This is a genomic window from Vibrio sp. HA2012 (assembly GCF_002812955.1).
Taxonomy (GTDB): Bacteria; Pseudomonadota; Gammaproteobacteria; order Enterobacterales; family Vibrionaceae; genus Vibrio.
In genome coordinates this window covers 714476-731752 of the sequence record NZ_PFXK01000001.1, presented here as the reverse complement: position 1 = coordinate 731752, position 17277 = coordinate 714476, and the positions used below count along the sequence as shown (strand labels likewise).

The window sequence follows — 17277 nt, the reverse complement described above, 5'->3', positions numbered from 1 at the left end:
AAGCCGTTTTTTATTCTTATTACAGGGATAGAGTTATGTTTTGGGTTAACGGAAAACCAGCAAAAGTGGTGGCGCTGTCTGACCGTTCATTCCAGTATGGAGATGGTTGTTTTACAACGATGCTGACCCGGAGAGGAGAGGTACAGAACTGGTCGCTGCATGTGGAAAGAATGCAGGATTGTCTGGTGTTGCTGGGGATCCGATTGCCGGACTGGGAACAGATCAACACCTGGTTAAAACAGGCCGCATCAGATGAAGAACTGGCCGGGCTGAAACTGCATATCAGTCGGGGAGCTGGTGGCCGGGGATATAACCCTGTCGGGGCTGAAGAGCCGTTGGTGACAATTAGCCACTTCCCTTTTCCTGACCAGTATCATTGCTGGAGAAATAAGGGTGTTGAACTCGGCGTGTGCCAGCATAAAATGGGGTTGACCCCATTATTGGCCGGACATAAACACAATAACCGTCTGGAGCAGATATTGTGTCGTGCTGAACTGGAATCTTCAGGGGAGCAGGACGGTATTGTGTGTGATATCCGTGGTAACGTTATCGAGACTACGATGGCAAATTTGTTCTGGCTTAAAGGACAGACACTATATACACCGGATTTGAAATTGTGTGGGGTCTCGGGGGTTATACGGCGTATTGTTCTGCAGGAGGCTCCGAAACGTGGTCTGACCGTTATGGTCGGTGACTTTTTGCCTGAGCATATTCATAACGCCGATGAAGTGTTTATGACTAATTCAGTGTTGGGGGTTGCACCCGTAGTGCGTATTGGACTCTCGGCCTTTTCTGTTGGCTCGGTTACCCGATACTTTCAGGAGAATCATAATCTGTGATTAAAAAGCTTTTTTTAGGTATTGTTTTTTTTGCAGTGATGACTGCCGGAGCGGTTACGTATGTGTGGCAACAGGTAGATGCTTACCTCAATCAGCCATTACAGCTATCTGAACCTGAACTGATCACGATTAAAAGCGGAACCAGTTTTCCTAAGATTCTGGTCCGGTTCAGTGAAAAAGGCTGGGTAAACGCATCAGAATATGCCCGGTTTGTTAGCCGGGTCAAGCCGGAACTGACGGGAGTCAAAGCAGGAACATTTCAGATTCAGCCGGGCATGACTCTGGCAGATGCCCTGCAATTTCTTACCCGTGGTAAAGAACACCAGTTCTCTATTACCTTTGTTGAAGGCAGCCGCTTCAGCGATTGGCGAACGATTCTCAATGATGCCGAGATGCTGGAGCATCGAATCAATCAGCTGTCTGAAAAAGAAATAGCCCAGCGGTTGGGTATTGAGCAGGATAAGCTGGAAGGTTTATTTTTAGCAGAAACATACCATTACACGGCAGGAATGACGGATCTGCAGTTGTTAAAACGAGCGAATCAGAACCTGACCCGAATTTTGGATGCACACTGGGATGAACGTCAGGAAGATTTACCGATTAAAACGGCTTATGAAGCACTGATATTAGCGTCCATTATTGAAAAAGAAACCGCTCTTGATTCTGAGCGAGAGAAAGTGGCCTCCGTTTTTGTTAATCGTTTAAAGCGCAATATGCGTCTGCAGACTGACCCCACAGTCATTTATGGTATGGGTGATGCGTATGCGGGGAATATCCGTAAGAAAGATCTGCAAACCCGAACCCCATACAATACCTATATGATCAATGGTCTCCCACCGACACCCATTGCTATGGCAGGGAAGGCGTCTATCATTGCTGCTCTGCATCCGGAGAAAAGTCGTTATCTCTATTTTGTTGCCAGTGGTAAAGGAGGACATGTCTTTACTAATACACTGACTGAGCATAACAGAGCCGTGCGTGATTATCTGAAAGAATTGAGAAAGAACAAATAACAGCAAAGTGATAAGTATGACAAAAGCTAAATTTATCGTGGTAGAAGGGCTGGAAGGTGCGGGTAAAAGTACGGCAATGAATGCCATTCTTGAGGAACTCGCTGAGCATGGCATTACGGGGGTGATTAGAACCCGAGAGCCGGGCGGAACCGGACTGGCGGAAAAGCTGCGCAGTCTGGTTAAAGAGGAACACGATGGTGAGCAACTGCAAGATATGACGGAGTTGCTGTTGATGTATGCTGCCAGAGTTCAGCTGGTAGAGAATGTCATTAAACCAGCGCTGAATCGTGGAGAATGGGTTCTGGGTGATCGGCATGATATGTCTTCTCAGGCTTATCAGGGAGGAGGCCGGCAGATTGAGGGGCAAACAATGGCCAGTCTGAAAGAGATCACCCTCGGGTGCTTTAAACCGGATCTCACCTTGTATCTGGATATTGACCCTAAACTCGGACTGGAAAGAGCCCGAGGGCGGGGAGATCTGGATCGGATTGAAAAGATGGATATTAGCTTCTTTGAACGAACTCGTGCTCGTTACCTTGAACTTGCCGCTGTGGATGATACGGTGATAGTTGTGGATGCAGGAAACACTATCGATGCCGTGGCTGCCGATATCCGGCATAAGCTTTCACATTGGCTCAGCCTGCAGGAGAACGGATGAATACCATTTACCCCTGGCTACAGCCGTTATGGCGGCAGTGGCAGAGTCTGTCTGAAGGTAACCGGGTTCCGGGGGCGATGCTGTGTTGTGCTGCTGAGGGGATGGGGATCCGCCAGTTGGTTGATACCTTTTCAAATACATTAGTTTGTACTCATTCTGATTCAGAGCCCTGTGGTTTTTGTCATTCCTGCTCACTGGTGGCATCGGGAAACCATCCTGATATTCACTGGATAACGCCAGAGAAAGAAGGGAAAGCCATTATCGTAGATCAGATCCGTCTCGGTAATCGCTGGGCGCAGGAGTCATCTCAGCTTGGTGGTCGGCGAGTCATTATTATTGCACCGGCTGAGGCCATGAACGAATCAGCTTCGAATGCGTTACTGAAGACTCTGGAATCCCCGGCGGATAACTGTATTTTTATACTGTTGTCCCGGAAGAAAAACCGTTTGTTACCGACGATTATCAGCCGGTGTCAGTGTTGGCATCTCGCTGAACCGGAGCCTGAGGTAACATATCGCTGGCTGCAGTCTCAGACACAAAGTCCGGTGGATTACAACGGTATTCATCTCTCTAAAGGGGCTCCGCTTAAGGCTCTGGCTTTTTTTGATAATGGCAGCCGGCAGCGTTTTCTTGATATTCAATATGAGTTGATGACCCAGTTAAAGGCACCTATCCCTGTATTTTCGGAGTGCTGGAAACTGATGAATAATGATGTCTATGCCTCCCTGGATTGGCTGGCTATTTTACTGGCAGATGTGCAGAAAGTTCATTTTGGTATAAAGGAAACGGGACGCTGTGATATCAGTGACACACTGGCTGAGTTTGTCCCGTATGCCTCCGCATTCCTGTATGCAGGTAAGCTGCATCAGATACAAGATCAGTTAGTTCATTTTCCTGGATTAAATGCAGAACTCTTAATAATCAACTGGCTGACAGAATTACATGAGGACATATGTTTATAGATTCGCATTGCCATCTGGATAAGCTCGACTATACCGAACTTCATGAAGGTATCGGGGATGTTATCCGTAAGGCGAAAGACGCAAAAGTGACTGAGATGCTTTCAGTCGGAGTGACGCTCGAAGCCTTTCCCCGTATGATCGAAATGATTTTGCCTTATGATAATGTATTTGCTTCCTGTGGGGTTCATCCTCTGGATGTCGAAAGCCCTTTTGCTCTGGATGAAATGCACCGATTTGCCCAGCATCCCAAAGTTGTAGCGATAGGTGAAACCGGTCTGGATTACCATTATCAGCCGGAAACGGCTGAATTGCAGAAGCTTCGTTTTCAGCAGCAGGTGGAGATGGCGGTCGAGTTGAATAAACCGCTGATTATTCATACCCGACATGCTCGGGAAGATACACTTGCCATCCTGAAAAATGGTCATGCGGAAAAGTGTGGTGGAGTGATCCACTGTTTTACTGAAGACATGGAATTTGCTCAACATGCTATGGAGCTCGGTTTCTATATTTCTGTGTCCGGGATCGTGACTTTTCGCCAGGCTTGTGAGCTGAAAGAAGTCGTAAAACAGTTACCACTGGATAGGTTGCTGATCGAAACGGACTCTCCTTATCTGGCACCGGTTCCTCACCGGGGAAAACAGAACCAACCTGCCTATGTGGTTGAAATCGCGAGCTATATTGCGCATCTGAAAGGACTGTCATTAACGGAAGTGGCTACCAGAACAACTGAAAATTTCAGAACACTTTTTCTCTCTGCCCGTTAGGCAAAATGCCTTAGGTGTCTCCTAAGGCTTTTCTCTGTTTTTATTATTATCTGAATCATTACTGCAATATTTGGATAGTAATCTTTCCTCCTGCTATTGCGATGCTGTTCTGATGTGGCTGATATATAACCAGGTTTTGCGTCAGTTTTGAGACGTTAGTCGGACACTTATCTTAATAAGTGACAAGTATCACACCTGACCCTGAACAATTTTCCTAGTTTGTTAATTGGTTACATTCGCTATTGGGAACTCACTTTGATAGCAACAGGGGGACGCTGTTAGAGCCCATACACTAATAACCTAATAATTAGGAGCATAATTATGTCTAGTAATTTATTTGCTAACTTGCAGAAAGTCGGTAAGGCCTTGATGTTGCCTGTATCCGTTCTGCCGGTTGCCGGTATTCTGCTTGGGGTTGGTGCCGCTAACTTCAGCTGGTTGCCGGATGTGGTATCTAACATTATGGCGCAGGCAGGCGGGTCGGTATTCGGCCAGATGGCGCTTTTGTTTGCGGTTGGTGTTGCACTTGGCTTTACCCATAACGATGGTGTTGCCGGGCTGGCTGCGATAGTCGGTTACGGAATTATGATCGGGACACTGGGCGTTATGGCCGACGTAATGGGGGTTGAGAAAATTGAGACTGGTGTGCTGGGTGGTATTTTAGCCGGTGGTATTGCTGCATGGGCATTTAACCGTTTCTATCGCATTGAGCTTCCGGATTACCTGGGTTTCTTTGCAGGTAAACGGTTTGTTCCTATTGTGACAGGCTTTGGTGCTATTGTTCTTGGTCTGGTTCTGTCTATCGTCTGGCCTCCTATCGGAGCTGGTATCGGTAGCTTTTCTCACTGGGCGGCAGAACAAAACCCAACCGTCGCATTCGGTATTTATGGTATTGTAGAACGTTCTCTTATCCCGTTTGGTCTGCACCACATCTGGAACGTCCCATTCTTCTTTGAAGCAGGTAACTGTGTGAATGCTGCCGGGGAAGCCCGTACCGGTATTCTGACTTGTTATCTGGAAGCCAGTGAAGCTTCCCGTACTGCTGCCAATGGATATTTTGGTCAGTTGGCAGGTGCTTATATGTTCAAAATGTATGGTCTGCCAGCAGCCGCAATTGCTATTGCGCACTCCGCAAGACCTGAAAATCGCACCAAAATTATGGGTATCATGGTTTCTGCCGCACTGACATCCTTCCTGACCGGAATTACTGAGCCAATCGAATTCTCCTTCTTGTTTGTGGCTCCGGTACTTTATGGTATTCATGCTCTGCTGGCTGGTTCAGCTTTTGTTCTGACTAATAGTTTGGGTATGGTGCATGGCACATCCTTCTCACATGGCCTGATCGACTTTATCGTTCTGTCCGGACATTCGCAGAAGATGATCATGTTTGTAGTATGTGGTCTGGTATATGCCGCTATTTATTATGTTATTTTCCGTACAGTGATTAAAGCTCTGGATCTGAAAACACCGGGACGTGAAGAAGAAACAGCAGATGATCTGGAAATGGAATCGGGTTCTGAAATAGCAGGTCATCTGGTTGCTGCATTTGGCGGTAAAGAAAATATCACCAGCCTGGATGCTTGTATCACTCGTTTGCGTGTATCCGTTGCTGATACAGAGCTTGTTGATCAGGCAAAACTGAAGAAACTGGGTGCAGCCGGAGTGGTGGTGGTTGCTGGTGGTGTTCAGGCTATTTTCGGGACCAAATCAGATAACCTGAAAACGGAAATGGACGAATGGATTCGCCACAATAGCTGATTCATAAATATTTTGCTTACACAGCAGCCAATCTGAAAAATAAATAACACTATAAAAACAAAAGGTCTGGCACTTAGCCAGACCTTTTTCATTTTTATCAGAAGTGTCGAATTATTTATTCATCGCTTTTCTGATACAGATAGCAGCTCCGCCCCAGGTAACACAAAGGCCGAATACCATCATAATAATTGCACCAGTTGTCATGGCTTATGCCTCCGCTTTCTGTGGTTCACTTTTAAGGTTGATAACAATACCAACGATTGCCAGTAGTGCGATTAAGCCCCAGCCCAAAGTCATCAGTTCAAACTTGGCATAGCCACCGTAACCGTCATTGATCAGGTTCATAAAGTTTGTTGAAACAATGATCGCCAGCATAATCGGTGTGATGAAACGCAGGCAAAGTTCAAACCAGCTACCGATAGAGAAATCAGAATACTTGTTCACGTATTCACGGATATCGGCCAGTTTCACCAGCCATGCCATCAGAACGATTTCGATCAGACAACTGGTCAGGATACCTACGTTGTTCACAAAGTGGTCAACAAGATCCAGCAACAGCAGACCGCCATCGGTAGCAAATGCCATAGAAATAATAAAGCCGATACCACATACCAGAGTTGCTGCTTTCTTACGTGACCAGTTTAGTTTGTCGATAACTGCTGAAACCACGGCTTCAATAATTGAAATCTGTGAACTCAGACCTGCAACGACCAAGGCCAGGAAGAATAGCGGACCAAGAATGTAAGGCGCAGGTAAAAGGTTAATTGCAGCTGGCAGAGTAACAAATGCCAGACCCACACCAGCACTTACAACGTCAGTCAGCGGTTTGCCTTGTTCCTGAGCCATATAACCCAGTACAGAGAAGATCATAATACCGGCAATGATAGAGAAACCACAGTTCAGCAGTACGGTCATAAAGGCATTATTGTTGATATCTGATTTTTCTGGCAGATAACTGGAATAAGCCAGCATGATGGCAAAACCGATACTCAGAGTGAAGAAGATCTGACCATAAGCTGCCGCCCATACTTTCATATCCATGATCTTGCTGAAATCAGGTTGGAACAGGTAGTTTACTCCGTCAATGGCTCCCGGAAGGAAAATCATACGGGCAATTAAAGCAACAACCATCAAGAACAGAACCGGCATCATGATTTTTGCTGCACGCTCGATGCCTGCTTTTACACCACCGGCGATAGCCGCATAAGTAATGCCCCATGCAATAAGCATTGCACCGGCAATCTTCCACTGCATACCACCCAAATTAGTCGGAGAATTATCACCGAGTCCCAGATATTCACCGAAGAAATAGGCGTTAGTATCTGTGCCCCAGCTTTGATCGAAAGACATACCGAAGTATGAGATAGCCCAACCGATAACAGCTACGTAATAAACAGCGATAACAGAGGCTATACCGATCTGGAACCAGCCCAACCACTCAAATTTAGCATGGATTTTGCTCAGGGTGATTGGGGCGGAACCGCGGTTTTTCTGACCCATGCTGAATTCCAGGATCATAAAAGGAATACCGGCTGTGATCATGGCAAAAAGGTAAGGAATTAAAAATGCGCCGCCGCCGTTTTCATAAGCCATATAAGGGAAACGCCAGATGTTTCCAAGGCCGACTGCTGATCCCACGGCTGCCAGAATAAATCCGGCACGGGATCCCCATTGTTCTCGCTTCATATTTTCTCCTTTATGTAATGAATTTCTGAGTAATGAAGCTATTATCCGGAGCCTGAATCGGATGAATATAATCAGCAGGGAGCTTTATCGGTCTGAGTTGTCTCTTCTCAGAGGCTTACCCTGTTGTTTCTTCGTATTTAGTTATTTGTTCCGTCTGGCTGGATAAATCTCAGAATATTCTTCTGCTCTGTGCGATGTGTGTCTGCGAAAACTGAAATAATCAGCTACGCGTTAAGGGTGAGACTACCGAGTATTAGGGTCAAGATCAATACAAAACAATGAGTGAAATGTGATCTTGGTACGGAGTAAATAAGCATATATTTTGATCTTGTTGGATATTAAATGCGAATATTTTAATAAATGCAGGCTAAATTCCTGTTGTTGTATGAATGGCTGGTGTTTTTTGCTGCGCAAAAAAATTATCATTTGTCAGGTGAAAATGTTTTTTATGTGGGTATTTGTGGTAGAAGAAGCTGATAACCTGTTAATGAGATGTAAGTGGCTTTTTCTTCTGTAAAGGATTCAGACTGGCAGAAAGTTTGTCTAGTATAATAACAACACTTCTTTTATCTGATGGAGATAACACATTATGAGCACTGATATGAAATTGACTTTTGGCATCGTGGTTTTTTCTTTTGCTGTGATACTGGCTTGTTGCTTTATTGTTGTTGCTAACTAATCTGGATGCTGTGCCCAACAGAGGGATAATCAGCGGGACTCAGGTTGTTATTGAACATTCCAGATATGCACGATATCTGGAAGGGAGGAGTGCACTGGTTGCTCAAGGAGGGGGACAAAGAGGTATCTTTACAGCCGGAGTACTGGATGCTTTCCTGTTTTCTTCTTTTGATCCCTTCAATCTGTTCTACGGTACATCTGCCGGAGCCCTCAACCTTTGTCCGTTTCTGTGTCGGCAGCCGGGATTGGCGAAGGCATTTATCATGGAGCTGACAACCAGTCCGGAATTTTTTCATCTGTTTAGTTATATACGGCGCAAACAGCAGATGAATCTGGATTGGGCACTAGAACGGATTACCCATCCTCCGTACCAATTGGATCTGGCAATGGGAAAGCATATTCTGAATGGGCGGAGTGCTTACGCAGCAGTAACAAATTCTGCAACCTTACATGATGAATATTTACCGATTATGACGGAACAATGGTTTGATACACTTCGTGCTACCTGTGCTATTCCCGGCCTTTATTATCATCCGGTAGCAATAGGGGAAGACGAATACGTGGACGGTGGTGTATCTGCTGCGATTCCTGTTCAGGAAGCATGGCGGCAGGGGGCCAGAAATCTGGTTGTCATTATGACGGAAATCCCTGAACCGCAGAAAGCAAAAGATGAAGTAAAAGATATTTTCTCAGGAATGATTTCCCAAACGGACTCTACATGGTTCAGCAAACCGATCAGTGCTATTCAGCATCATTGGGAGCAGACAATAGGAAACTGGCGAACAGACTGGAATCAGTTTTGGGAAGCTCAGACAATGCGGATAAACAATCGTGAGGTTTATAAAGGCAGGAAAGGACATTCCGAGGAATATCTGAATACTATCAATGGCGGACGCTGGTTATTCGGAGCCGGAGACGTATACCGGTTAAGTCACTTGCTGGGTGATAAATTTGATTCCGGACTGGCTGATTTGCTGATGATGCATTATCAGACGTATGCTTTGACGGAAGAGTTTATGGCCAGACCGCCTGATGACTGTTTTATGGTGATTATCTGTCCTTCAGAGCCTTTACGTTCGAATGCATTAATGAGCAGAAAAGAAGAACTTCAGTTTGACTATGAGCTTGGGCTGGAAGCCGGATATCGCTTTATCAGGGAATATATGACAGCGAAGGAAGAGTATCCTGTCACTTCATCCCTTACGAAAAGGGAGGATAAGAGCAATATTGCCGGTTATAGCGGATCCGGAGTGCTTACCCGGTCGGATAAATCCGGATATTTTTCTTAAAAAAATAACATTTCTTTGACGGACACTCACGAGCTGTAAATAGATTGTTTTGAGATAAATCAGGTGTAATGCACCTTTATGCGTGACCATGGTCACGGCAAATCATCAAATCGCTTCACAATTAGTTCGCAAAGTAAAAAAATTAACTGATGATTTTCTTTAGGGGGTAAAAGATGTACATGGCTCAACCAGGCCATATTGACCATATCAAACAGGTCAATGCCGGTCGCGTGTATAAGTTGATTGATCAGTTCGGACCTGTTTCGCGTATCGATCTTTCAAAACTGAGTGAGCTTGCCCCTGCGAGTATTACCAAGATCACCCGTGAATTAATTGAAGCCCACCTGGTACATGAAACGGTTGTTCAGGAAGCGACCAGTCGTGGACGTCCGGCGGTTGGATTGCAGACTAATAATGAGGGCTGGCAGTTTCTGTCTATGCGTATGGGGCGGGGATATCTGGCTCTGGCGCTTCATGAATTGGGTGGTGAGGTTATTATCGACACCAAAATTGATATTCACGAAATTGAACAGGACGATGTTCTGGCAAGGCTGCTCCACGAAATCGATGAATTTTTTCAGACATATGCCGAGCAACTGGATAGGGTCACCAGTATTGCTATCACTGTTCCCGGATTGGTGAATTCTGAGCAGGGTATCGTGCTGCAGATGCCACACTATAATGTTAAAAATCTTCCACTGGGACCTGAAATCTATAAAGCCACCGGATTGCCGGTCTTTATTGCAAATGATACCCGGGCATGGGCTTTAGCTGAGAAACTTTTTGGTAATTCTCAGCAAAACGATAATTCGGCACTTATCTCGATTCACCATGGAGTCGGAGCGGGAATCATCCTTGATGGACGGGTTCTTCAGGGGCGGCACGGTAATATTGGTGAATTAGGGCATATTCAGATTGATCCGCAGGGAAAGCGTTGTCAGTGTGGTAATCGTGGTTGCCTGGAAACTGTCGCCAGCTCTCAGGCTATCAGGGAAGAAGTGACCCGACGTATTCAACAGGGAGAAGAGTCTTCAATTTCCTTAGATCAGGTGACCATAGAAAATATCTGCTCTGCTGCGGCATCCGGCGATCCGCTGGCGGTGGATGTGATTGAAAAACTCGGTCATTACTTAGGTGCGGCAATTGCTATTGTTGTCAATTTATTTAATCCGGAGAAGATCTTGATTGGTGGTGTGATCAACCAGGCCAAATCGATACTTTATCCGGCAATTAAAGCTTGTGTAGAAGAGCAGAGTCTGGATGTTTATTATCAGGGGCTGGAAATTGTAGAGAGCCGTTTTTACAAACAAGCGACAATGCCGGGAGCAGCCCTGATTAAGCAAGCGTTGTATGATGGCGAACTTCTGATGAAAGTTGTTGAAGGCTAAAGTTAGACACTAGCCCAGATTTACTATAATTATTTTTTGCAGGTAGATGTAAATTCAGTCATAGTGACTGTTATATCTGTCAATTAGAATTGTTATTCTATTTTTTACGTTATTGCGAGAAGCTGTATGTCCGGAGTATTAAGTACTGTTGACCAAAGAACCAATCTGGTGGGTGAAAACCGGCTTGAGCTGCTGTTATTTAAACTGAACAGCAGACAACTCTTTGCCATCAATGTCTTTAAAGTTAAAGAAGTGCTTAAAGTTCCTGCACTGACTAAAATGCCGGGCTCTCATTATACCGTGTGTGGTGTGGCTTCTCTGCGTGGAGAATCTGTGCCTGTCATTGATCTGCGGGCGGCAATCGGTTTTCCTCCGGCCAGAGAGGGAACAGAGCAAAACCTGATTATCACTGAATATAACCGTACAGTGCAGGGTTTTCTGGTTGGTCAGGTAATGAATATCATCAATACGACCTGGACGGAAATTATGCCTCCGCCACTGACAGCCGGGCGCAGTAATTATCTGACAGCTATTACTCAGTGTGAAGAGCACGGGCAGAAGCAGATCGTGGAAATCATTGATGTGGAAAAAGTGCTGGCTGAAATTGTTGATTACGATACCAGTATATCAGACGGTATTCTGGAAGAAGATATTATCAATGAGTTTACCGGACGTAAGGTTCTGATCGTGGATGATTCTGCAACGGCCAGAGGGCAGGTAAAAGGTACGCTGGAGCAGTTGGGAATTCAGATTATTCAGTGCAGTGACGGTCTTCAGGCTCTTAACCTTCTAAAGCAATGGACGAATGAAGGAAAAGAAGTCAGCAGTGAGTTGCTGATGATGGTTACGGATGCTGAAATGCCGGAAATGGATGGCTATCGTCTGACCCATGAAGTCCGAAATGATCCCCGGATGGATAAGCTTTATATCATACTGAATACTTCACTGAGTGGTAGCTTCAACGAGGCGATGGTAAAGAAAGTGGGTTGTGACCGGTTTATTTCTAAATTCCAGCCGGATGTTTTGGTCGAAGTGGCTCAGGAACGCCTGAAACAGGTATTAAATCACTGAGCCTGTTATTACTAACGCGGCTGGGCATCGAGGCACTGGCCGTTTATCGCACCACTTTGTTCAGACATCAGATAAAGATACAGCGGCATAATTTCCAGCGGTGTTTTCAGTGTTTCCGGATCTTCTTCTGGTCTGGCTTTTGCCCGCATACTGGTTCGTGTTGCGCCGGGATTAATTGCATTGACCCGTATCCGGCTCTGTTTTAGCTCATCAGCCAGTACCTGCATCATTCCTTCTGTTGCAAATTTAGAAATGGCATAACCTCCCCATAAAGCTCGCCCTATATGCCCGACAGTTGACGATGTGAATATAATTCTGCCGTTATCGGAGTTATGCAGTAGAGGCAACAGAGCCTGAGTCAGCATCACTTGGGCTTTTACATTAACTTGCATTAGCTCATCAAAGACCGCTTCGGTCATTTCTTCGAATGGTTCAATACTACCTAGCTGTCCGGCATTGTGCAGTAAGCCGTCAAGTCGGTTATATTCTTCTTCTATTTTGCGGGCAACATTGTGGTAATCACGACGCGTGGCTTCCTGCAAGTCAACAGTACACAGCATGGGTTTGATATAGCCAGCTTGCTCTATTTCTTCAGCAGTCTGTTCCAGTTTTGATTTTGTTCTTCCCAGTAGTACAAGGGTTGCGCCGTATTCTGCGTAAGTAATTGCTGCCTGCCTTCCGATACCATCTCCAGCTCCTGTTATTAAAATAACTTTGTCCTTCAGTGCATGTGCCGGAACCGGATAAAGAGGATCCTGCGCTAGTTGATCTATCGCCATTGTGCTATTCCTGATGACTTATCTTTTGAATATAGCCTGACAGCATACTGTGTTTGTTTATCTGTATTCAAATGCAGTTCTTATTTTGGCGAAAAAAAGCAAAAAAATCATATATGCCGAAATAGTTTCACGACGCTGGATTTAGCGTTCTGGTCGCTGTTCAGCTTAAAAAAAATAAGCTTTCAGATGAAGGTAAATAAAGGATTGATCATTTCTTTCGAGTATAAGTTGCCAGGATTTTTAATGATGGGATGATTTTTGTGACAGGATAGTTACAATGTATCTGAATCAACACTACCGGGGATAAGGTATTGGAATTTTTATATGAATATGGCTTGTTTCTAGCCAAAATTGCGACTTTTGCTGTCGCAGTGATCGCTATTCTGCTTATGGTCAAATCTGTTGGTGGCAGAACCGGCTCAAAAGGTGAGCTGGAAGTGATTAACTTAACGGAAAAACACAGAGACAATATCGAACTGATGGAACATCATCTGCACGATGAAACCTATATCAAAGCACGGGATAAGGCTGAAAAAAAGGCAGAAAAAGAGAAGTCGAAAGCACGTGAAAAAACGGTAAAAAAAGCCATTAAAGAAGGGGCTTTGGAAGAAAGTAGGGAACCTCATCTGTTTGTGCTGGATTTTCATGGCAGTATTGATGCGAAAGAAGTCTCGTCACTGCGTGAGGAAGTGACTGCGATTCTGGCTGTTGCCCGGGATGGTGATGAAGTACTACTGCGTCTTGAGTCAGGTGGCGGTATGGTTCACGGATATGGTCTGGCTTCATCACAACTGGACCGTATTAAACATGCTGGAATTCCGCTTACAATCGCCGTAGATAAAGTAGCTGCCAGTGGCGGATATATGATGGCTTGCATTGCCGACAAACTGGTATCGGCTCCATTTGCGATTGTCGGTTCTATCGGTGTTATTGCTCAGTTGCCAAATTTTAACAAGCTACTTAAAAAACATGATATCGAATTTGAGCAGCTTACGGCTGGAGAATATAAGCGCACCCTGACCATGTTTGGTGAAAATACGGACAAAGCCAGAGATAAATTCAGACAGGAACTGGATGAAACTCACGATTTGTTTAAGGACTTTATCCGTGTTCATCGTCCTGAACTGGATCTGGATAAGGTTGCAACCGGGGAGCACTGGTTTGGTACTCAGGCAAAAGATCTTGGTCTGGTTGATGACATAACAACATCAGATGATCTTGTTGCTGAAGCCTGCAAGGGTAAGGCTGTTCTGTCCGTTCGTTATGTGCAGAAGAAAAAACTGGCAGAACGTTTATCCGGCGTGGCAGGTGATGCCGCTGATAATGTGCTGATGAAGTGGCTTTCCCGGGGACAACGTCCGATTGTCTAATGGCATGTTTCCTCCTATAATACGCCGCCGACAAAAGCAGGCTTTTTCCCTGCCGTAAATGATAATCTGGAGTAATCAATGAATTCTCAAATACCTGTGATTACCGTCGACGGCCCAAGTGGTGCAGGCAAAGGCACTCTGTGCATGCTGTTGGCTGAAAAACTGGGGTTCCACCTGTTGGATTCTGGAGCGATTTATCGGGTACTTGCACTGGCAGCTATTCATCATGGAGTAGATACTGAATCAGAAGATGCACTGGTCCCTCTGGCGACTCATCTGGATGTTCAGTTTATTGCCGAGGGCGATCTGGTCAAAGTTATTCTGGAAGGTGAAGATGTTTCCGGGGAGCTGCGCAAAGAAGAAACGGGTAATGCAGCCTCAAAAGTAGCGGCGTTTCCCCGGGTTCGTGAAGCGTTATTGCGCCGTCAACGGGCATTCAGTGCAGAGCCGGGTCTGGTGGCCGATGGGCGTGATATGGGCACGATTGTCTTCCCGGGTGCGCAGGCCAAAATATTCTTGGATGCCAGCGCGGAAGAAAGGGCAAATAGACGCCTTAAGCAGTTGCAAGATAAAGGGTTAGATGTTAGATTTGACCACCTTTTAAGCGAGATCCAAGAGCGTGATGATCGAGATCGCAACCGTGCTGTTGCTCCTTTACGCCCTGCGGATGATGCTTTAGTGCTTGATTCTACTTCACTTTCTATTGATGGAGTAGTGCAAAAAGCACTGGAATATATTGAATCTAAATTGTCCCGCTAAGGGGCAATAGGAAGTCGGTTGCATGGATGATGACTGGCTATTTTATCAACCCCACGCGGTAGGATGCCCGTGGACGTTTAATTATTGAAGATTAAATTAATGACTGAATCTTTTGCTCAACTCTTTGAAGAGTCTCTAAACGAACTAGAATTCCGCCAAGGTACCATTGTTAAAGGTACTGTTGTAGCTATCGAGAACGGTTTCGTTCTTGTTGATGCTGGCCTTAAATCTGAATCTGCTATTCCGGCAGAACAGTTCAAGAACGCTGCTGGCGAGCTTGAAGTAGAAGTAGGTACAGAAATCGATGTAGCTCTTGATGCGGTTGAAGATGGTTTCGGTGAAACTCAACTTTCTCGTGAGAAAGCTAAGCGTCACGAAGCGTGGATCGTACTGGAGAAAGCATACGAAGAAGCTGAAACTGTTGTTGGTATCATCAACGGTAAAGTTAAAGGCGGTTTCACTGTTGAACTAAACGGTATCCGTGCATTCCTTCCTGGTTCTCTGGTTGACGTACGTCCAATCCGTGACACGGCTCATCTGGAAAACAAAGAGCTGGAGTTCAAAGTAATTAAGCTGGATCAGAAGCGTAACAACGTTGTTGTTTCTCGTCGTGCTGTTATTGAATCTGAAAACAGTGTTGAACGTGATGAGCTTCTTGAAACTCTGCAGGAAGGCAGCGAAGTTAAAGGTATCGTTAAGAACCTTACTGACTACGGTGCATTCGTTGACCTGGGTGGTGTAGACGGTCTGCTGCACATCACTGATATGGCTTGGAAACGTGTTAAACACCCATCTGAGATCGTAAATGTAGGTGACGAGATCCTGGTTAAAGTTCTTAAGTTTGACCGTGATCGTACTCGCGTATCACTAGGTCTTAAGCAACTGGGTGAAGATCCATGGGTAGCAATCGCTAAGCGTTACCCAGAAGGTCACAAACTGACTGGTCGTGTAACCAACCTGACTGATTACGGTTGTTTCGTTGAAATCGAAGAAGGCGTTGAAGGTCTGGTACACGTTTCAGAAATGGACTGGACTAACAAGAACATCCACCCATCTAAAGTGGTTAACGTTGGCGATGAAGCTGAAGTTATGGTTCTTGAAATCGACGAAGAACGTCGTCGTATTTCTCTGGGTCTGAAGCAATGTAAAGCTAACCCATGGCAGTCATTCGCTGAAGCTCAGGCTAAAGGCGATAAAGTAACTGGTAAGATCAAGTCTATCACTGACTTCGGTATCTTCATCGGTCTTGACGGCGGCATCGACGGTCTTGTTCACTTGTCTGATATCTCTTGGAACGTTCCTGGCGAAGAAGCTGTTCGTGAATACAAGAAAGGCGACGAAATCTCAGCTGTTGTTCTTGCAGTAGATGCTGAGCGTGAGCGTATTTCTCTTGGCGTTAAGCAAATGGAAAACGACCCGTTCAATGCATTCGTAGCGGATAACAAGAAAGGTACTCTTGTAAACGGTACAGTAACAGCAGTAGATGCAAAAGGTGCTACAATTGAGATTGCTGAGGGTGTAGAAGGTTACATTCGTGCATCTGAAGTATCACGTGACCGCATCGAAGACGCGTCTCTGATCCTGAGTGCTGGTGACAGTGTTGAAGCGAAATTTACTGGTGTTGACCGTAAGAACCGCGTAATTAACCTGTCTATCAAAGCTAAAGATGAAGCTGATGAGCAAGAAGCTATGGCTTCTATCAACAAGCAAGACGAAGGTGCGTTTGGTAATGCTATGGCTGACGCATTCAAGGCTGCTAAAGGCGAGTAATTGTTAGAAAAATCGCTAAAAAGGAGCCGCACGGCTCCTTTTTTTTTGCTATGCTGACATTAATAAGAACAAATAACGAGGCAAACTATGACTAAGTCTGAATTGATTGAAAGACTCTGTGCTGAACAAACACACCTTTCTGCAAAAGAAATTGAAGATGCAGTCAAGGATATCTTAGAGCATATGGCGTCAACTCTGGAAAGTGGTGATCGTATAGAGATTCGTGGTTTTGGCAGTTTCTCATTACATTATCGTGAACCAAGAGTGGGACGTAATCCTAAAACTGGTGACAAAGTGGAGCTGGAAGGTAAATATGTTCCTCACTTTAAACCAGGTAAAGAATTACGCGAACGGGTTAATATTCAGTAACGGATTTGTAATTACCGGATATTAGCTACAGTAGCTCCGGCCAATGGTTTTGGCCGGAGGCTTTTGCGCATAAAAAGACGGTGTCTGACAGGATACCGTTTTTTTATGACAGGAATCTGTATAT

16 protein-coding genes are annotated in these 17277 nt (G+C 45.3%); 13 read left to right on the top strand and 3 right to left on the bottom strand.

The genetic code is table 11. The features are described 5' to 3' along the window. Positions 1-35 precede the first annotated feature (35 nt). The 6 genes from pabC to ptsG all read left to right on the top strand — a co-directional run bounded on the left by pabC (position 36) and on the right by ptsG (position 5994). Positions 36-839 carry an aminodeoxychorismate lyase gene (gene pabC / locus CSW98_RS03280; RefSeq protein WP_100799007.1) on the top strand — a complete coding sequence of 268 codons (804 nt, stop codon included), beginning with the start codon at positions 36-38 and terminating at the stop codon, positions 837-839. Then, positions 836-1852: an endolytic transglycosylase MltG gene (gene mltG / locus CSW98_RS03275; protein ID WP_100799006.1), complete on the top strand. Its 1017-nt coding sequence runs from the start codon at positions 836-838 to the stop codon at positions 1850-1852. Before pabC ends, mltG begins: the two co-directional genes overlap by 4 nt. 16 nt (positions 1853-1868) lie before the next feature. Next, positions 1869-2510, top strand: a complete 642-nt coding sequence (gene tmk / locus CSW98_RS03270) for a dTMP kinase (RefSeq protein ID WP_100799005.1) — start codon at positions 1869-1871, stop codon at positions 2508-2510. Further along, the gene (gene holB, locus CSW98_RS03265) at positions 2507-3472 is read left to right on the top strand and encodes a DNA polymerase III subunit delta' (RefSeq protein WP_100799004.1); all 966 of its coding nucleotides are present in this window, start codon (positions 2507-2509) and stop codon (positions 3470-3472) included. Before tmk ends, holB begins: the two co-directional genes overlap by 4 nt. Next, entirely contained in the window at positions 3463-4236 is a 774-nt protein-coding gene (locus CSW98_RS03260) for a TatD family hydrolase (protein WP_100799003.1), read from the top strand. Before holB ends, CSW98_RS03260 begins: the two co-directional genes overlap by 10 nt. 321 nt (positions 4237-4557) lie before the next feature. Further along, on the top strand, positions 4558-5994 hold the full coding sequence (gene ptsG, locus CSW98_RS03255) for a PTS glucose transporter subunit IIBC (RefSeq protein ID WP_100799002.1): 1437 nt from the start codon (positions 4558-4560) through the stop codon (positions 5992-5994). A 111-nt stretch (positions 5995-6105) separates the two neighbouring features. On the opposite strand, the gene CSW98_RS17500 is transcribed toward ptsG, so the two are convergent. Further along, positions 6106-6198 (bottom strand): MetS family NSS transporter small subunit, encoded by a 93-nt coding sequence (locus tag CSW98_RS17500; RefSeq protein ID WP_157810319.1) that lies wholly within the window; start codon positions 6196-6198, stop codon positions 6106-6108. Positions 6199-6201: 3 nt separating this feature from the next. Beyond that, the gene (locus CSW98_RS03250; protein WP_100799001.1) at positions 6202-7680 is read right to left on the bottom strand and encodes a sodium-dependent transporter; all 1479 of its coding nucleotides are present in this window, start codon (positions 7678-7680) and stop codon (positions 6202-6204) included. Positions 7681-8369: 689 nt separating this feature from the next. Here CSW98_RS03250 and CSW98_RS03245 point away from each other — a divergent pair. From CSW98_RS03245 to CSW98_RS03235, 3 genes are all read left to right on the top strand, one after another. Next, positions 8370-9647, top strand: a complete 1278-nt coding sequence (locus CSW98_RS03245) for a patatin-like phospholipase family protein (RefSeq protein ID WP_100799000.1) — start codon at positions 8370-8372, stop codon at positions 9645-9647. Between the two features lie 173 nt (positions 9648-9820). After that, positions 9821-11035 carry a sugar metabolism global transcriptional regulator Mlc gene (mlc, locus tag CSW98_RS03240; RefSeq protein ID WP_100798999.1) on the top strand — a complete coding sequence of 405 codons (1215 nt, stop codon included), beginning with the start codon at positions 9821-9823 and terminating at the stop codon, positions 11033-11035. A 126-nt stretch (positions 11036-11161) separates the two neighbouring features. After that, positions 11162-12106 (top strand): chemotaxis protein CheV, encoded by a 945-nt coding sequence (locus tag CSW98_RS03235; protein WP_100798998.1) that lies wholly within the window; start codon positions 11162-11164, stop codon positions 12104-12106. Between the two features lie 11 nt (positions 12107-12117). On the opposite strand, the gene CSW98_RS03230 is transcribed toward CSW98_RS03235, so the two are convergent. Then, positions 12118-12885: a YciK family oxidoreductase gene (locus CSW98_RS03230; RefSeq protein ID WP_100798997.1), complete on the bottom strand. Its 768-nt coding sequence runs from the start codon at positions 12883-12885 to the stop codon at positions 12118-12120. Positions 12886-13196: 311 nt separating this feature from the next. Here CSW98_RS03230 and sohB point away from each other — a divergent pair, with 311 nt between their 5' ends. The 4 genes from sohB (at position 13197) to ihfB (ending at position 17153) form a co-directional block, all read left to right on the top strand. After that, positions 13197-14255: a protease SohB gene (gene sohB / locus CSW98_RS03225; RefSeq protein ID WP_100798996.1), complete on the top strand. Its 1059-nt coding sequence runs from the start codon at positions 13197-13199 to the stop codon at positions 14253-14255. Positions 14256-14333: 78 nt separating this feature from the next. After that, a complete protein-coding gene (gene cmk / locus CSW98_RS03220; protein ID WP_100798995.1) occupies positions 14334-15014 on the top strand; it encodes a (d)CMP kinase in 681 nt (226 codons plus the stop codon). Positions 15015-15113: 99 nt separating this feature from the next. After that, positions 15114-16784: a 30S ribosomal protein S1 gene (rpsA, locus tag CSW98_RS03215; protein ID WP_100798994.1), complete on the top strand. Its 1671-nt coding sequence runs from the start codon at positions 15114-15116 to the stop codon at positions 16782-16784. A gap of 87 nt (positions 16785-16871) precedes the next feature. Beyond that, positions 16872-17153 carry an integration host factor subunit beta gene (gene ihfB, locus CSW98_RS03210; RefSeq protein WP_100798993.1) on the top strand — a complete coding sequence of 94 codons (282 nt, stop codon included), beginning with the start codon at positions 16872-16874 and terminating at the stop codon, positions 17151-17153. Positions 17154-17277 lie beyond the last annotated feature (124 nt).